The following is a 14952-nucleotide window of genomic DNA, read 5'->3' as shown; positions in this document are numbered from 1 at the left end:
GTCAGGCCTTCTTTCTGCGGCGCTTCTGGCTGGGGCGCGTCGGGGTGGTTCCCGCCGCCAGGTCGTCTTCACGTGCGGACATCGCGAATTCGACCAATCCGTCGATGAGGGAGGTGAGGTTGGCTTCTTCTGCGAGGACGTCGACGCGCAGGCCGTGCTCTGCCGCGGTGTTGGCCGTGGCCGGTCCGATGCAGCAGATCACCGAGGTGGATGCCGGTTTCCCGGCGATCCCGACGAGGTTGCGCACCGTCGACGATGATGTGAAGAGGAAGGCGTCGAAGTCGCCTGCCTTGATGGCTTCGCGAATGGGCGCCGGTGGCGGCGAGGCGCGCACGGTCCGGTAGGCCGTGACGTCGTCAGGGTCCCAGCCCTTCTCAAGGAGGCCGGCCACGAGGACCTCGGTGGCAATATCCGCACGCGGCAGCAGCACCGTGTTCATGGGGTCGATGTCATCGACGTAGTCGGGCCAGGCTGCGGCCAGACCGCGGGCCGAATGCTCGCCGTCGGGCACGAGGTCGGGGGTGATGCCCCAGTCGATGAGGGAGGCGGCGGTGCGTCCGCCGACGGCGGCGACCTTGACGCCCGAGAGCGAACGGGAGTCGAGGCCGAAGTCTTCGAACCACATGCGCACGGCACGGACAGCGTTGACCGAGGTGAAGCCCACCCATTCATAGGAGCCGTCGACGAGACCCCGGATGGCCTTCTCCATCTGAGTCGGCGTGCGCGGGGGCTGAACGGCGATCGTGGGGACAACGGTGCCGACGGCACCCAACTCTCCGAGCGCCTCGGCGGTGGAGGTTCCCTGTTCCTTCGTGCGGGGAATGAGGACCTGCCAGCCGAAGAGCGGTTTGGTCTCGAACCAGCTGAGTTCGCTTCGCGATTCCACGCCCTGTCCCATGATCACCACCATACGATCTCCACCGCTCTGAGCCATCGTCAGGGCCTGGCCCAGGGTGGTCTCCACGCTCGTCTGGTCGGTCGTGGAGATGCCCCAGCCCAGGAGGACCTTCGTGTCGACGTCCCAGCCGTCGTCGAGCAGGGCGCGAATCGCCTGCTCGTGGTCTGCTGCGGTGCCGGTGAACACGTGTGTGGTGTTGCGGTGGCGGGAGACGTCGACGTGAGTCTGGGGTCCGGCCTCGATGAAGCGGACCGAGCGGACGCGGTTCGTCGTCAGGGCGGTGCCGGTGTAGGCGGAGGTGGCCGCGGAGAGTCCGACTCCGGGCACGATCTCGACATCGACGTCGGCCTTGCGGCACACGGCGGCCTCGGCCGTCGTCGTCGTGAAGAGGATGCCGTCGTCGGAGCTCAGTCGCACCACGGTCTTATCGGGTCGAGCCAGCTCCGCGAGCTTACGGCCCCGGGTGGACGCGGTTGCGCCCAGCTGAGCGGCTTCGATGATCTCCGTGGCCTGCGATACGTAGGCGGTGACGATCTCCGAGTGCACATGGGTGTCGTAGACGACGATCTCAGCGTTGGCGAGGATGTCGGCGCCGCGGATCGTCATCAGACCCGATTCACCTGGGCCGCTGCCGATGAAGACGACGCGGGGTGAGACGGGCAGAAGGCGGCGGGGCTGGACCTGACCGGTTGTCATACCTGCTCCTGGACTTTGACAGGGGTGAGGTGATCCGCGGACTGGGCGGGATCGATGCCGAGCTGACCCAGCAGGTCCTCGGCGGCGGCGGTGCCGAGTTCATCGGCGAGCCGAGCGAGTTCCTTACCTGTGATGGACAGCTGGTTCGCGCTGCCGGAGTCCAGATCCACATCCGGAGTCGTGGGCAGCGGGGCGACCTGTCGGGTACGGGCGAGCTTGCCGTCGTCATCGGCCATGACGGCGTCGACGACGAAGTCCGAGCCCTGAATTGTGGCCAGGGCGCCGATGGGGGCCGAACATCCGGCCTCTGCACGGGAGAGGATCGCCCTCTCGCAGGTCACGGCCAGGTCGGTGGTCTCATCGTGGAGGCGCTTGAGCTGAGTGCGGACCTCGGCATCTGCCTCCATCACCTCGTTGTCGAGGGCGAATGGGCTGTCGGCTCCACGTGTCTCAACCGCCAGGGCTCCCTGCCCGGGGGCCGGAAGCATGGTGTCGAAGTCGAGCGAGTCGGTGGCTTCGGCCAGACGTCCGATGCGACGGACTCCAGCCGCGGCCAGCACGACTGCGTCGAGTCGACCGTCGCGGACGTGGGCGATGCGGGTGTCGACGTTTCCGCGCACTCCGCGAACCTCGATGTCGGGGCGGGCGGCACGCAGCTGCACGGCACGCCGTGGCGAACCGGTGCCGACGACGCTGCCTGCGGGCAGCTCGGCGAAGCTCAGTCCGTCCCGGCCGATGAGGACATCGGCAGGATCGACACGGGGTGGGATGGCAGCCATCTGGATGCCCGCCTCGGGGGTGGTGGGCAGGTCCTTGAGCGAGTGCACGGCGATGTCGATCTTGCCCTGGTGCAGGGCCTGCCTGACGGCGGAGACGAAGACTCCGGTGCCGCCGAAGCCGGTCAGGGGCGACATGTTGACGTCACCTTCGGTCACGACCTCGACGATCTCCACGCGCCACCCGGTCAGCGCCGCCAGCTGGTGGGCGATCGCGGTGGACTGGGAGCGAGCGAGCTTCGACCGGCGGGTGCCCAGACGGATCGTGCGACCGGAGAAATGCTCGGGTTCGACCACGTCGAGGGTGTGGTCAGCGACCGGACGCACACCGTCGGCCTCGACGTGATTCGCGCTTGAGGCCGTGGCGACTTTGGTCTCCGGCTTGGCGATCGAATGGGCGACCTTGTTCGTCGGCAGGTCGAAGAGCTGCATGAGCGCCTGCGCGTAGTCGACGTCCGAGTCGGTCACGGCCAACTCCTTGACCTTGACCGTCGGCGTGTGGATCAGCTTCTCCGCGACCCGGTGGAGGGACTTGCGGATCTCGGCGAAGGCCTTGTCGTCGACATCGGCGCCGATCTTCTTCTCCAGGCGCTTCGTCTCCGCAGCGAGAACGTCCTTGGCGTGGCTGCGCAGAGCGGTGACGGTGGGCGCAACGGCGCGTTCCTTGGCTCCGGATTCGAGCTTGGCCAGCTCCTCCGTGATGATTGCGCGCACGGCTTCGACGGTTTCGACGACCGCAGCATCGCGCTGGTTCTCTGAGCTGGTGAGCATGGTTCTGATCTCACCGAGGCCGAACAGTGCCACATGCTCGAACTCGCGCACCGTGGGATCGATGTCGTGAGGCAGGGCGAGGTCGACGAAGGCCTTGTTCGCAGCACCCTTGGGGTTCTGGGACAGACCAGCCTGGATGTCTTCGCGGGTGACGACGACTTCACGGGCACCGGTGCAGGAGATGATGAGGTCGGCGTCGGCGATCTCCTCTGCCAGGATCCGGGAGGTCAGTTCGCGCGCACGACCGCCCACCTCGGCGACGAGGCGTTCTGCTTTGTCCACGGTCCGGTTGAGCACGGTGGTCTGAGCCACGCCCTCCTTGTGCAGTCCAGAGACGACGAGACCCGACATGGCTCCTGCACCGATGACCAGGGCATTCGCAGCTCGCAGGGAGCCGATGTGAGCCTGGGCGGCTTCGAGCGCCGCGCTGAAGAGTGAGCGGGCAACCTCGTCGAGGCCGGTCTCCGAGTGGGCTCTCTTGCCCACCCGCAGGCTCTGCTGCAGGGCGTGGGAGAGGTCGGAGGTCAGTGCTCCGGCCGACAGTGATTCGGTGAAGGTCGAGCGCAGCTGTCCCAAGATCTGGGCCTCACCGATCGCCATCGAGTCGAGACCGCAGGAGACCTTGAGCAGGTGCTCTTGGGCCTGAGTGTCGTAGTGGGCGTAGAAGTGCCCGGCGATGTCCTGCCATTCCTTGTCGATGGAGGACACGAGTGCGTTGCCGAGGTCGGCGAGTCCGCCGTGGAAGGCCGTGACATCGGCGATGAGCTCGAGGCGGTTGCACGTGGACAGGACTGCCAGTCCCTCCACATTGTCACCGGCCAGTGCGTCGTCGCGCAGTGCTCCGACCTCGCCGGTGCCGAATGCCAGAGCGTCCAACATGTCGATCGGCGCCGACTGATGGGAAATGCCGAGAACCAAGAGAGTCAATTCCTGTGCTCCTCAAAACCTGGGTTGAGCGGTGCCGATTCAAGCGCCGAATAGTATGCGAGTACTTGCAGCTCACTGGCCAGATCGACCTGATGCACACGGACGGAGTCCGGGGCGTCGAGCACGGTGGGTGCGAAGTTCAGGATGCCGCGCACGCCGGCTTCGGCGGCGATGTGTGCCGCCGCCGGTGCCGCGGTTGCGGGTACTGCCATGACGACGAGGTCGATGCTCTCGGGCCAGGTGGCAAGTTCGTTGAGGTCGGAGACCGGCAGAGTGCCGATCACGGTTCCGATCTTGGCCTCATCGGTGTCGAAGATTGCGGTGAGTGAAAGTCCGCGGCGTTTGAATCCTGCGTAGTCTGCCAGGGCCGAGCCCAGGCGACCGGCGCCGATGATGGCGATGGTGCGCGCTCGGTCGAGACCGAGGAATGTGCGCAGAGTCGAGGCGAGGTCTTCGCAGGAGTAGCCGACTCCGCGCCGGCCCGAGCGTCCCAGCTGGGACAGGTCCTTGCGCAGAATCGACGACGAAACGCCGCTGCGGGCCGCCAAGGTCTCCGAGGACACCGTTGACTGGCCCGTTGCGGCGATCGTCTCAACCGTCTGCAGGTAGATCGGGAGTCGGGAGATGACGCGTTCGGGCACGTCCTTGCGGACGACACCCCCAATGCTGTTGGCGGACAGAATCTCGCCCACGTAAACGCGTCACTCCTTCAATCGATCTCATGCGCCCAAGGCCGCAAGGGCCTTCGACAGCCGGTCCGTATCGACCCGATGGAAGCTGTGCTGGCGACCGTTGAGCAACACGACTGGGACATCCCAACCGTATTGACCGGAGAGATCGTCATCGGAGTCGATGTCGATCTCGTCCACATTCACGTCTCTGCCAGCCACCGCCTCGGCGATGGCCTTCCTGGCGGTCTCGCACAGGTGGCAGTCGGCGCGTGTCAGGAAGGTCAAAGTGACCACTGCACACTCCTCTTCGGGCGACAACAAACCCCGCCGAAATCAGATTCGAACGGGGCGTAGGACCTGCGCGGTCTTACTTCTTGTTGCGACGCTGGTGACGTGTCTTACGAAGCTGCTTACGGTGCTTCTTCTTCGACATACGCTTTCGGCGCTTCTTGATGACTGAGCCCACGCGGGTACCCCTTGTGATCGTCGGTGGAGGTGAACATCAGGTGCCCACCCATTGAACTAACCGTACGATTCTATCGCCTGGGCCTCTGCTTTCCCAAAACTGTGTCCAGTTCCACAGCACTCGATAGCACGATCCGCGCGGAGGCGGGCCTCAGTCGAAGTAGGGGTCGAGTCCGAAGAATGGGAACAGGTTCTTCCGGGTCCCCATCACGGCGCGGTCGAGCTCGGATTCGGGGTCGAATCCGTTCGACCAGCGATTGTATGAGCCGTCGTAGCCGTCGGTCATCGACAGGGGTGCCTCACGTCCGGTCTTCGTCTGCGCATAGTGCGCCCACCGGCCCGGAATGCGGGTGCCGGGGTCGATGTCGAGTCCCGCGGAGATCGCGAGCACATTGGTCCAGGCGCGGGGCACCACGTCGATGATCGCGTAGCCCCCTCCCCCGGTGGCCAGCCACTTTCCGTCGGTGTGCTCAGCAGCCAGGTCACGCACCCACTCGGTGGCCACCCGCATCGCGTCCACGCTCAGGCGCATGTGCGTCAGCGGGTCGCTGCGGTGTCCGTCGCAGCCGTGCTGGGAGATGATGACCTGCGGCTGAAATCCGTCGATGATCGCGGGGATGGTGGCGTCGAAGGCCCGCAGCCAGTCCGCGTCGAGGGTGCGCGGGGGCAGTGCGATGTTCGCCGCCGAGGCGGCCGCGCGCAGTCCGCCGATGTCGGCCGGGAAGCCGGAGCCGGGGAACAGGAACTTCCCCGATTCGTGCATGGAGATCGTCAGCACCCGTGGATCGTCCCAGAAGAACTTCTCCACACCGTCGCCGTGGTGGGCGTCGAGGTCGATGTAGGCGATGCGCTCGTAGCCCGCACCCAGGAATTCGGTGATGGCTCCGGCGATGTCGTTGTACACGCAGAACCCGCTGGCGTGGTCGGGCATCGCGTGGTGCATCCCGCCGGTGAAGTTCACGGCGTGGGAGTAGTCACCGGAGATGATGGCCCGCGCGGAGTCGACCGAACCCTGGAACAGCATCGCCGAGGCGGCGTGCATGTTCTCGAAGCCGGGAACGTCCTCGGTGCCGATCCCGTATTTCCGCGCGTCCTCGTCGCTGAGCACGGCTCCGTCCCCGATCTGCTTCACCGCGGCGATGAAGTCGGCGTCGTGGAGCTTCGCCAGGGTGTCCTCTTCGACGTCGCTGACGCCGTGAACGTGGACATTGTCGGCGTCGAAGAGGCCGAAGTCCATGGCCAGCTTCGCAGTCAGATCGAGTCTGAGGGGATGCATGGGATGGCTGGGTCCGAAGTTGTATCCGGTCACCGCATCGTCCCAGACGACATACACATCGCTATCGGCCATGAGCACCATGCTATATGGCACAGCTCACCTACGGAGATTCGCAGGCTGCGGGATCTACCATAGAGTCTGTGTCCAAGAATTCCCCACAGCGCTTCGACCGGCTCCTGCGCCCGGGTCGGTGGGTCCGCGACTTCGTCGACGACCTCGCCGTTGCCTCGCCGGCTCGACTGGCGATCGGCTCGTTCGTCGCAGTGGTGGCGTTCTTCGCGATCCTTCTGATGCTGCCGGCGAGCATGCGCGACCCCGGTTCAGTCTCCGAGGCCCAGCACATCGCCAATGCGATCTTCGTGGCCGTGTCCTCAGTCTGCGTGACGGGGCTGACCCCGGTGGTCACGGAGAACTATTGGTCAGATTTCGGGATCTCGGTCATCACCGCCGGCATCCAGGTCGGTGGCTTGGGGATCCTCACCCTCGCCTCGGTGCTGGGCATGGCGGTCTCCCGCCGGCTGGGAGTCCGGCAGCGCCTCATCGCCCAGCAGGCCACCTCGGCGCTCAATCTGGGTCAGGTCGGCACCTTGCTCAAGACCGTCGTCATCACCATCGTCACCGCCGAGGCGATTCTCGCGGTGCTGATGTTCCCCCGGTTCCTCATCCGCGGTGAGAGCATCGGCGATGCCCTCTGGTACTCGGTGTTCTACTCGATCTCGGCGTTCAACAATGCGGGCTTCACGATCCACCCGGGCGGTGGAGCCTATTTCGCCTCTGATCCGTGGATCCTCTCGTTGCTCATGCTCGGCGTCTTCGTCGGCGCTCTGGGCTTCCCTGTCGTGCTCATGATCGCGATGCAGTGGAATCATCCTAAGAAGTGGGACCTGCACACGAAGCTGACCCTGACGACGACGACCGTGGTTCTGGCCGTCGGTCTCCTGTTCCTCCTCATCTTCGAGTCGGCTAACCCGGACACGCTGGGTGACAAGAACGCCGGACACACCTTCGTCGAGGTCCTGTTCATGGCGGTGATGCCGCGTTCGGGAGGGTTCTCGACGATGGAGATCGCGGACATGAGCCAGTCCTCGCACCTGCTCATGGACCTCATGATGTTCATCGGCGGCGGGTCCTCATCGACGGCCGGCGGCATCAAGGTCACGACCGTGGCCGTGCTCGTGCTGGCCGCCTACACCGAAGCTCGCGGTCTGCAGGACGTGCATGTCTTCGGACGGCGCCTGACTTCCTCGACGATCAAACTCGCGATCTCGGTTCTGCTCACGGGCGCCATCATCGTCTTCATCGGCACGCTGACGATGCTTCAGATCTCCGCCGAACCCTTGGACAAGGTGCTGTTCGAGGTGATCTCCGCGTTCGGCACCGTGGGCCTGAGCTCCGGGGTCTCGGCCACCGTCAATGAGGCAGGCCTGTACTGCCTGTCCGTGATCATGCTCATCGGCCGTCTCGGTACGATTACACTGGCGGCAGCCCTGTCCATGCAGGACTCGGTGCGCCTGTACCGCTATCCCGAAGAAAGGCCGGTCGTTGGCTAACGAACACACCTCAATCCTGGTCATCGGACTCGGACGCTTCGGGTCATCGACCGCTGCCACGCTGGCCAAGCTGGGTCGTGAGGTCATGGCGATCGAACACAGCGCCGAACTGGTCAAGGACTGGAGCGGAAAGCTCACTCACGTCGTCGAGGCCGATGCCACGAACATCGATGCCCTGCGCCAGGTGGGTGCCGGTGACTTCTCCACCGCCGTCGTCGGGATCGGAACCTCGATCGAGGACAGCGTGCTGACGACGGCCAACCTCGTGGATCTGGGCGTGGGTCAGGTGTGGGCGAAGGCCATCTCACCCGCCCACGGCAAGATCCTCCACCGCATCGGCGCCCACCACGTCCTCTACCCCGAATCCGATGCAGGCCGACGGGTGGCGCACCTGGTGAGCTCACGGATGATGGAGTACATCGAGTTCGATGAAGGCCACTTCGCCGTGGTGAAGATGCGGCCTCCGCGGGAGATCCAGGGCTTCACGCTCAGCGAATCGGGCGTGCGCGACAAGTACGGTGTCACGATCGTGGGCATCAAGAGCCCCGGCCGTGACTTCACCTACGCCGAGCCCACCACTCGAGTGGGCAAGCAGGATCTGCTCATCGTCGCCGGCCATGTGGAGCTGCTGGGACGCTTCGCCGGTCGACCGTAGAGGGACACTGCCCGTAGGGGGACTCTGCAGCGTAGAGGGTCACTGCAGCGTAGAGGGTCACTGCAGCGTGTCGTGATCGGCTTCTACCATGCAGCCTCCATTTCGACTTCTGTCGGATCGTCATCACCCGCAAGCAGTCGAGTACGAGCTTTCTGCATCATCACAGTCAGTTCGGACTCCAGTTCGGACAGAAACCATTCGAGAGTCTCATGTCTGCTGACCAACGCGATCGATCGTCCTCTGATAACGACCCCGGCGTAGCTGCCCTGCTCGCGCGGTCCCAGCCGTGTGATTGGTGAGTCACCGAGCGGAGTCGTCTGCGTGCTGTCGTTGACCGGCAGGCCCTGCGAAAACTCGGTCAGGACCGAACCCACGTGATTCCAGGTAGCGACCATGTCCTCCAACCGCTGAGCAAAGGACAACGTCACGGTCTCCAGCGTGTCGAAGCAGCGTGCGGGCAGGTCGTTCCAGCCGCCTGCCCCACATTCCGCATCCAGCCGTTCCACCTCGCTGTCGGCCAAATCGAGGAAGTCCGGCCACAATCGATCAACCAGTCCCCTGCGACGCCTGAGCAGTTCCGCTCTGTCTTCGGCCAGTTTCTCGTCCGCAGAGTCAAGGGCCTTCGCATCAGCGTCGTCAATCGGCAGGTGGAGGGCGATCGCACGTATCGCTGCCTGCTCGTTGGAAACACGCCCGATCTTCTGCAGCTCCCGATCGACCGCCATGAGGTCGGCATGCAGCCGTGCCACGCGAAAGAACTGTTCGTTGTTGTTCACTGAGACTCTCTCCGTCGACTCGTCGCGGCTGCGTCCGATCGCATCTGTGCGAGGCCGGCGACGACGTTGATGACAGAGTATGTGGCAGCACTGACATGGCCACAGGACAGCATAGGACAGCGTGGTCAGAAGTTTCTCGGTCGCTTCGCCAGACATCCGTAGAGCGACGACGAAAGCCACGACTAGAGCGACGACGAAAGCCACGACACAATGTGAGCGGGCGACGGGAATCGAACCCGCGTCATCGGCTTGGGAAGCCGAGGCTCTACCATTAAGCTACGCCCGCATATCCTCACATCACCCGTTATCACCAGCGCAGATGCCCTGCTGAGGGAAACCGAGCACCGTCGTACGGCGAACTGAAAACCACGGTGATGCGGTGATCGCGACAACTCCCCCAGTGTATATGCTCGGCTGTGATTCCCCACAGACTTGCCCAACCCTCGCGCACGACTGAGGGGGCGGCCGCAGCCACCCCCTCAGCATCATGTCGCACGAACATCACGTCGTACGAGCAACATTTCTCACACTCAGTGTTCGACAGCCTCCTCGGCGCCGAATCCGGTGTGGGCACGAACGTCCATCTCCGCTGCCAGCTCGGGGCTCTCAACGGTCTTATCGGTGATCGACGCGATCCAGCCGAGGATGAAGCCGAGGGGAATCGAGATGATTCCGGGGTTCGACAGTGGGAAGAGCACGAAGTCTGCTCCCGGGATCATCGCGGTTTCGGAACCGGAGACGACCGGGGAGAAGGCGATCAGCAGAATCGCGGATCCCAGACCGCCGTAGATCGACCACACGGCGCCGCGAGTGGTGAAGCGCTTCCAGAACAGCGAGTAGACGATCGTCGGCAGGTTCGCACTGGCCGCAACGGCGAAGGCGAGTGCCACGAGGAACGCAATGTTCTGTCCCTGCACTCCGATGCCGCCGATGATCGCGACAGCACCGATGACGATGACGGTGCGACGCGCGATCTTGACCTCGGCATCGGGGTCTTCGACCTTGCCCTTCTTGATGACGCTCGCATAGATATCGTGAGCGAAGGACGCGGCTGCGGTGATCGCGAGGCCAGCAACCACGGCCAGGATCGTGGCAAAGGCCACGGCCGAGATGAAGCCCATGAGAATGGGCCCGCCGAGGTGAAGGGCCAGCAGCGGTGCCGCCGAGTTCACTCCGCCGGGTGCGTTCTCGATCGCGTCAGCACCCACAAGTGCTGCCGCACCGTATCCGAGGACGAGGGTGAACAGGTAGAACCCACCGATGAGCCAGATCGCCCAGACGACCGAACGACGAGCCTCCTTCGCCGAGGGCACGGTGTAGAAGCGCATCAGGACGTGAGGCAGACCAGCGGTGCCGAGCACCAGGGCCAGAGCCAGGGAAATGAAGTCGAGCGGGTTCTCACCGTATTTCTGACCTGGTTCCAGGATGGCCTCGCCGACGCCGGAGTTGTTGACTGCTGAGGCCAGCAGGCTCGAGAAGTTGAACCCGTTGAGGGCGAGCACCCAGATGGTCATGGCGAAGGCACCGAGGATGAGCAGGACCGCCTTGACGATCTGGACCCAAGTGGTTCCCTTCATACCGCCGACCAGCACGTAGATGATCATAAGAGCACCCACCACGGCGACGACCAGAGATTGGCCGACCTTGCCGTCGATGCCCATCAGCAGCGACACGAGGCCACCGGCTCCGGCCATCTGCGCCAGGAGGTAGAAGAAGCACACGGCCAGGGTCGACAGGGCTGCTGCCATGCGCACAGGACGCTGCTTGAGGCGGAACGAAAGCACGTCGGCCATCGTGAACTTACCTGTGTTGCGCATCAGCTCTGCCACGATGAGCAGGGCGACGAGCCAGGCGACGAGGAAGCCGATCGAGTACAGAAAGCCGTCGTAGCCGTTGACCGCGATGGCGCCGCAGATACCCAGGAACGAGGCCGCGGACAGGTAGTCACCGGCGATTGCGAAGCCGTTCTGTGGTCCGGTGAAGGACCTGCCGCCCGCGTAGTAGTCGGACGCTGATTTGTTGTTCTTACTGGCCCGCAGAACGATGAACATGGTCACCGCGACGAAGGCGGCGAAGATCGTGATGTTGAGAACCGGATTGTTCTCGACCTCGGTCACGCCCTGAGACACTTTGTCGAGTCCGGAGGCGAACAGGTCTCCTATGGCAAGTGTGCTCATGGGGTGGTTCCTTCCGACTGGTGCTGGAGGCGTTCACGGATCGCCGAAGCCGGCGGATCGAGCTTCTTGTTCGCGAACGAAACATAGAACATCGTGATCGCGAAGGTGGTCACGAACTGCAGGAGGCCGAGGATCAACCCGAGGTTGATCTCACCGATGACCTTCGTGGACATGAAATCGTGCGCGTAGGTGCTCAGGATGACGTAGAGGAAGTACCACGCCATGAATCCGATCGACAGTGGTATCACCACCGAGAACCTTTTGCGCTTGAGCGCTTTGAATTCGGGATTTTCCTCTTCGACGAGGAAATCGACCCGAGTACTGACGGGATCGGTCATTACTTCTCCATTCGAATTGTGCGTCGAGCATCAGTGGTCTAAATCACACAAGTCAAAACTAGCGGTCAGCCTGCACTGTGGAATACCACCGAAAGTTGGTAGCTTGTTCACATGAATGTCAAAGCAAAAGAATCTCGGGCGCTGAAGGCCGAGACTCGCCGACTCTTCGTTGAAGCCATCAACTCTCTGCACCGCAGCGGGACCGGTGATGTGGTCTTCGGCGGAGCGGTCGAGGATGATGAAGTCGCCGTCGAAGCAGTTGCCGGGGGCAGCAAAGATCGCCTGTCCTCACTCATCGTCAGCACAGGACGGGGGCTCGGTGGACGTGCGCTCACCGAGGGTACACCCCAGCTGACCAAGGATTATGGGATCGATCCCTTCATCACTCATCACTATGACGAGGAGGTCCTCGGCGAGGGGATCCAGGTTCTCATCGCTGTGCCGACGCTGCGCGGCGGTGACGTCACGGGGATGATCTACTGCGGTCACCGCAAGAACTACGATGCGGCAGCCCCGCAGACGAGTGACCTCGTCAAACGAGTCAGGCAGCTGTCAGTGGACCTGGGGCGGCTCGGCCGGGCCCGACCGGCCGAGGTACCGGTCGAACCAGAGCGCCTGTACTCCGATCTCGAGTCCTCGAGCCGTGAAGCGCTGCGCCGGACCTATGCGGAGCTGCGTTCGATTCGCTCGGGTGTCGACGAGAACGTAATGCGGCAGCGTCTGACTGCGGTGGAGAACCGACTGGCCGATATCCTCTCAGGCCACAATTCGGAGCTGTTTCCGAACCCGACACCGACCATCAGCCTCTCCCCCAGGGAGACCGACATCCTCTCGCATGTGGCGCTGGGATGGTCGAATGCCAGGATCGCCGAGGGGCTGGGGCTGCGGGAGTCGACCGTGAAGTCCTACCTGAACACGGCCATGGTCAAGCTCTCTGCCGGCACCCGGCACGAGGCGGTGTCCATCGCCAGGTCAGCTGGGGCGCTCCCCTGATCCCGGCGGCGATGGTCTGGGCCGCCGGGTTGGCTCGAACACTCAGCCGTTGATGACCTCGGAGTTCTCCTTCTCCATCTCTAGGGAACGGTTGCCGGCAGCCTGCACTGCCGCCTCGGTGGTGTCGAAGAGTCCCGCATCGATGAAGGTCTGCAGGCCTGCGAGTGTGGTGCCGCCCTTACTGGAGACAGCCTGACGCTGCGCGCTCGGGTCCGGCTTCTCGGTCAGGAGGCGTCCTGCTCCGTCCGCGGTGGCCACGACCATCTGTTTGGCGGTCTCCTCGCTCAGCCCCATCTTCACACCAGCGGCGATCATGGTCTCGGCCAGGAGGAAGAAGTAGGCCACACCGGAGCCTGAGATCCCTGTCATCGCGGGGATCTCGGATTCGTCCAAGGCCACGACGAGTCCGGCTCCCGACAGCAGCGTCCGCAGTGTGTCCACGATGGTGTCGTCCACCTCGGCGGAGGGAGCAAGTGCGATGACGCCGTGCCCGATGGAACTAGGGGTGTTGGGCATGATCCGCACGATCGGGTTCTGCGGTGCCAGGGTGGCCAGATCGGCCATGGCGACACCGGCGGCCATCGAGACGAGGACCGAGTCGGCGTTCAGGCTCGGGGCCAGGTCGCGGACGGTCTCGGCCATCATCCACGGCTTGACGCCGAGAAAGACGAAGTCAGCGCCTTCGGCCGCCTTCCGGTTGGCCTCGGCATCGTCCTCGACGGAGGTGACCGTGGCATTGGGGAGTTCCGCGGCAAGTCGTTTCGCCGAGGCGGCCGAATTCGTCGTCGCTCGAACGTCGAGCTTCTCGTCGGCGCTGAGGATTCCCTTGAGCAGTGCCGTACCCATGTTTCCGGTGCCGATGGAGGCGATGGAGGTCAAATCAGACCTGCCTTTCTGTTGTTCACGTTTTTGTGGTGCGTGTGGTGCGTTCAGGAGTTCGGCTGGCCGTCGTTCGCACGAATCTCGCTCGCGGGGTTCTCGCGCGCGGCGTTTCCATTTGTGCGGACCTCGCTCGTGCGGACATGACTGGAGGCATTGCGGTGGCTGGCCTCAGATGCGAGCCCGAGATGCTCGCGCGCGAAGGCGAGCGAGTCTGCGAGCATCTGCTCTCGCGTGGACTTCTTCGCCACGAAGCGAGTGTTGACTTCGACGACGATGTCGCCGGACCAGTCGTGTTTGGCCAGGTACTGCAGCGTCTCGGCCACAGGCATGGTGCCTGCGCCTGGGATCAGGTGCTCGTCCTTGAGGGATCCGGAGCCGTCGGTGAGGTGGACGTGACGGAGCTTGTCGAAGATCTCTGAGACGGTCTCGAGCGCGTTCATTCCGGCCGTCGAGGCGTGGGAGAAGTCGAAGGTGAGAGCGTCATAGTCCTCGTCGAGAGGGTTCCAGTCGGGATAGTAGACGAGGATCTCGCGCACGCCTGCGCGCCAGGGGTACATGTTCTCGACGGCGAGGACGACTCCGGTCTCCTCCGACACCTGGCGAACACCCTCGACGAAGCCCAGTGCGTACTCCCCCTGCCAGCGGAAAGGCGGGTGCAGGACCACGGTCTTCGCACCGACCGCCTTGGCCAGGTTCGCGGTGATGCGCAGCTTCTCCCAGTGGTCCTTGTGCAGGACGCGGGGCAGGAACAGCAGCGTCGGTGCGTGCAGGGACATGACCTCGAGGCCCGTCTCTGCGGCCAGACCGTTGATGAGGTCGACGTCGCGGGTCTCGGCATTGTGGGTGACCATGATCTCGACGCCGTCATAGCCGTGCTTGGCGGCCTGAGCGAAGGTCTCGGCCACGGTCATCGGCGAGACCGAGGAGCTGGAGAGACCGATCCGGATCGTGTGTTCGGAACTGTGCTGAGTGTCGTGGTCGTAGACCTCGTGCTTGTCGAAGTACTCACGGTGGCGTCGGAAATTGGACCGCGCTGAATTCTTCGCGGTATAGACCTTCCGTGATGACTTCGACCGATTCGCACTGCTCATTCCATCCAGT

14 protein-coding genes and 1 tRNA gene are annotated in these 14952 nt (G+C 63.9%); 3 read left to right on the top strand and 12 right to left on the bottom strand.

The features are described 5' to 3' along the window. Position 1: 1 nt before the first annotated feature. The 6 genes from CXR25_RS05115 to CXR25_RS05090 form a co-directional block, all read right to left on the bottom strand. Complete coding sequence (locus CXR25_RS05115) at positions 2-1594, bottom strand: bifunctional uroporphyrinogen-III C-methyltransferase/uroporphyrinogen-III synthase (protein ID WP_009882921.1); 1593 nt, start codon at positions 1592-1594, stop codon at positions 2-4. Beyond that, entirely contained in the window at positions 1591-4068 is a 2478-nt protein-coding gene (gene hemA / locus CXR25_RS05110; protein ID WP_009882922.1) for a glutamyl-tRNA reductase, read from the bottom strand. Before hemA ends, CXR25_RS05115 begins: the two co-directional genes overlap by 4 nt. Beyond that, positions 4065-4760, bottom strand: coding sequence for a redox-sensing transcriptional repressor Rex (locus CXR25_RS05105; RefSeq protein ID WP_125187837.1), 696 nt, complete (start codon positions 4758-4760; stop codon positions 4065-4067). Before CXR25_RS05105 ends, hemA begins: the two co-directional genes overlap by 4 nt. 27 nt (positions 4761-4787) lie before the next feature. Then, on the bottom strand, positions 4788-5033 hold the full coding sequence (locus tag CXR25_RS05100; protein WP_009882925.1) for a glutaredoxin family protein: 246 nt from the start codon (positions 5031-5033) through the stop codon (positions 4788-4790). A 73-nt stretch (positions 5034-5106) separates the two neighbouring features. Next, entirely contained in the window at positions 5107-5205 is a 99-nt protein-coding gene (locus CXR25_RS05095; RefSeq protein ID WP_009882927.1) for a 30S ribosomal protein bS22, read from the bottom strand. 150 nt (positions 5206-5355) lie between these two features. Next, positions 5356-6561 (bottom strand): acetoin utilization protein AcuC, encoded by a 1206-nt coding sequence (locus CXR25_RS05090; protein ID WP_069599693.1) that lies wholly within the window; start codon positions 6559-6561, stop codon positions 5356-5358. Between the two features lie 59 nt (positions 6562-6620). Between CXR25_RS05090 and CXR25_RS05085 the strand changes: the two genes are divergently transcribed. Then, positions 6621-8030 (top strand): TrkH family potassium uptake protein, encoded by a 1410-nt coding sequence (locus tag CXR25_RS05085; protein WP_029416952.1) that lies wholly within the window; start codon positions 6621-6623, stop codon positions 8028-8030. Beyond that, complete coding sequence (locus CXR25_RS05080) at positions 8023-8685, top strand: potassium channel family protein (RefSeq protein WP_009882930.1); 663 nt, start codon at positions 8023-8025, stop codon at positions 8683-8685. Before CXR25_RS05085 ends, CXR25_RS05080 begins: the two co-directional genes overlap by 8 nt. 83 nt (positions 8686-8768) lie before the next feature. Here the strand turns inward: CXR25_RS05080 and CXR25_RS05075 are convergent, their stop codons facing one another. From CXR25_RS05075 to CXR25_RS05060, 4 genes are all read right to left on the bottom strand, one after another. Further along, positions 8769-9461, bottom strand: a complete 693-nt coding sequence (locus tag CXR25_RS05075; RefSeq protein ID WP_114384619.1) for a hypothetical protein — start codon at positions 9459-9461, stop codon at positions 8769-8771. Positions 9462-9676: 215 nt separating this feature from the next. Continuing rightward, positions 9677-9747: transfer RNA gene (locus tag CXR25_RS05070), tRNA-Gly, on the bottom strand. Positions 9748-9991: 244 nt separating this feature from the next. Beyond that, positions 9992-11638, bottom strand: coding sequence for a solute symporter family protein (locus CXR25_RS05065; RefSeq protein ID WP_009882932.1), 1647 nt, complete (start codon positions 11636-11638; stop codon positions 9992-9994). Beyond that, positions 11635-11976 (bottom strand): DUF485 domain-containing protein, encoded by a 342-nt coding sequence (locus CXR25_RS05060; protein WP_009882933.1) that lies wholly within the window; start codon positions 11974-11976, stop codon positions 11635-11637. Before CXR25_RS05060 ends, CXR25_RS05065 begins: the two co-directional genes overlap by 4 nt. Before the next feature lie 111 nt (positions 11977-12087). Between CXR25_RS05060 and CXR25_RS05055 the strand changes: the two genes are divergently transcribed. Next, complete coding sequence (locus CXR25_RS05055) at positions 12088-12969, top strand: helix-turn-helix transcriptional regulator (RefSeq protein ID WP_125178014.1); 882 nt, start codon at positions 12088-12090, stop codon at positions 12967-12969. Positions 12970-13011: 42 nt separating this feature from the next. Here CXR25_RS05055 and proC read toward each other — a convergent pair whose 3' ends face one another. Both proC and CXR25_RS05045 read right to left on the bottom strand, forming a co-directional pair. After that, positions 13012-13848 (bottom strand): pyrroline-5-carboxylate reductase, encoded by an 837-nt coding sequence (gene proC, locus CXR25_RS05050; RefSeq protein ID WP_009882936.1) that lies wholly within the window; start codon positions 13846-13848, stop codon positions 13012-13014. Between the two features lie 50 nt (positions 13849-13898). After that, complete coding sequence (locus CXR25_RS05045) at positions 13899-14942, bottom strand: sugar phosphate isomerase/epimerase family protein (protein ID WP_096158400.1); 1044 nt, start codon at positions 14940-14942, stop codon at positions 13899-13901. Between the last annotated feature and the right edge of the window lie 10 nt (positions 14943-14952).

Origin of the sequence: Brevibacterium aurantiacum (assembly GCF_003932995.1) — a bacterium.
In the GTDB taxonomy this organism is placed as follows: Bacteria; Actinomycetota; Actinomycetes; order Actinomycetales; family Brevibacteriaceae; genus Brevibacterium; species Brevibacterium aurantiacum.
This window is presented reverse-complemented; position numbering and strand designations above follow the sequence as displayed.

Bases quoted from the DNA above. Each gene is read 5' to 3' on its own strand.
- CXR25_RS05065 (WP_009882932.1), bottom strand. From the start codon at position 11,638: ATGAGCACACTTGCCATAGGAGACCTGTTCGCCTCCGGACTCGACAAA.
- CXR25_RS05055 (WP_125178014.1), top strand. From the start codon at position 12,088: ATGAATGTCAAAGCAAAAGAATCTCGGGCGCTGAAGGCCGAGACTCGC.
- CXR25_RS05060 (WP_009882933.1), bottom strand. From the start codon at position 11,976: ATGACCGATCCCGTCAGTACTCGGGTCGATTTCCTCGTCGAAGAGGAA.
- CXR25_RS05045 (WP_096158400.1), bottom strand. From the start codon at position 14,942: ATGAGCAGTGCGAATCGGTCGAAGTCATCACGGAAGGTCTATACCGCG.
- CXR25_RS05115 (WP_009882921.1), bottom strand. From the start codon at position 1,594: ATGACAACCGGTCAGGTCCAGCCCCGCCGCCTTCTGCCCGTCTCACCC.
- CXR25_RS05090 (WP_069599693.1), bottom strand. From the start codon at position 6,561: ATGGTGCTCATGGCCGATAGCGATGTGTATGTCGTCTGGGACGATGCG.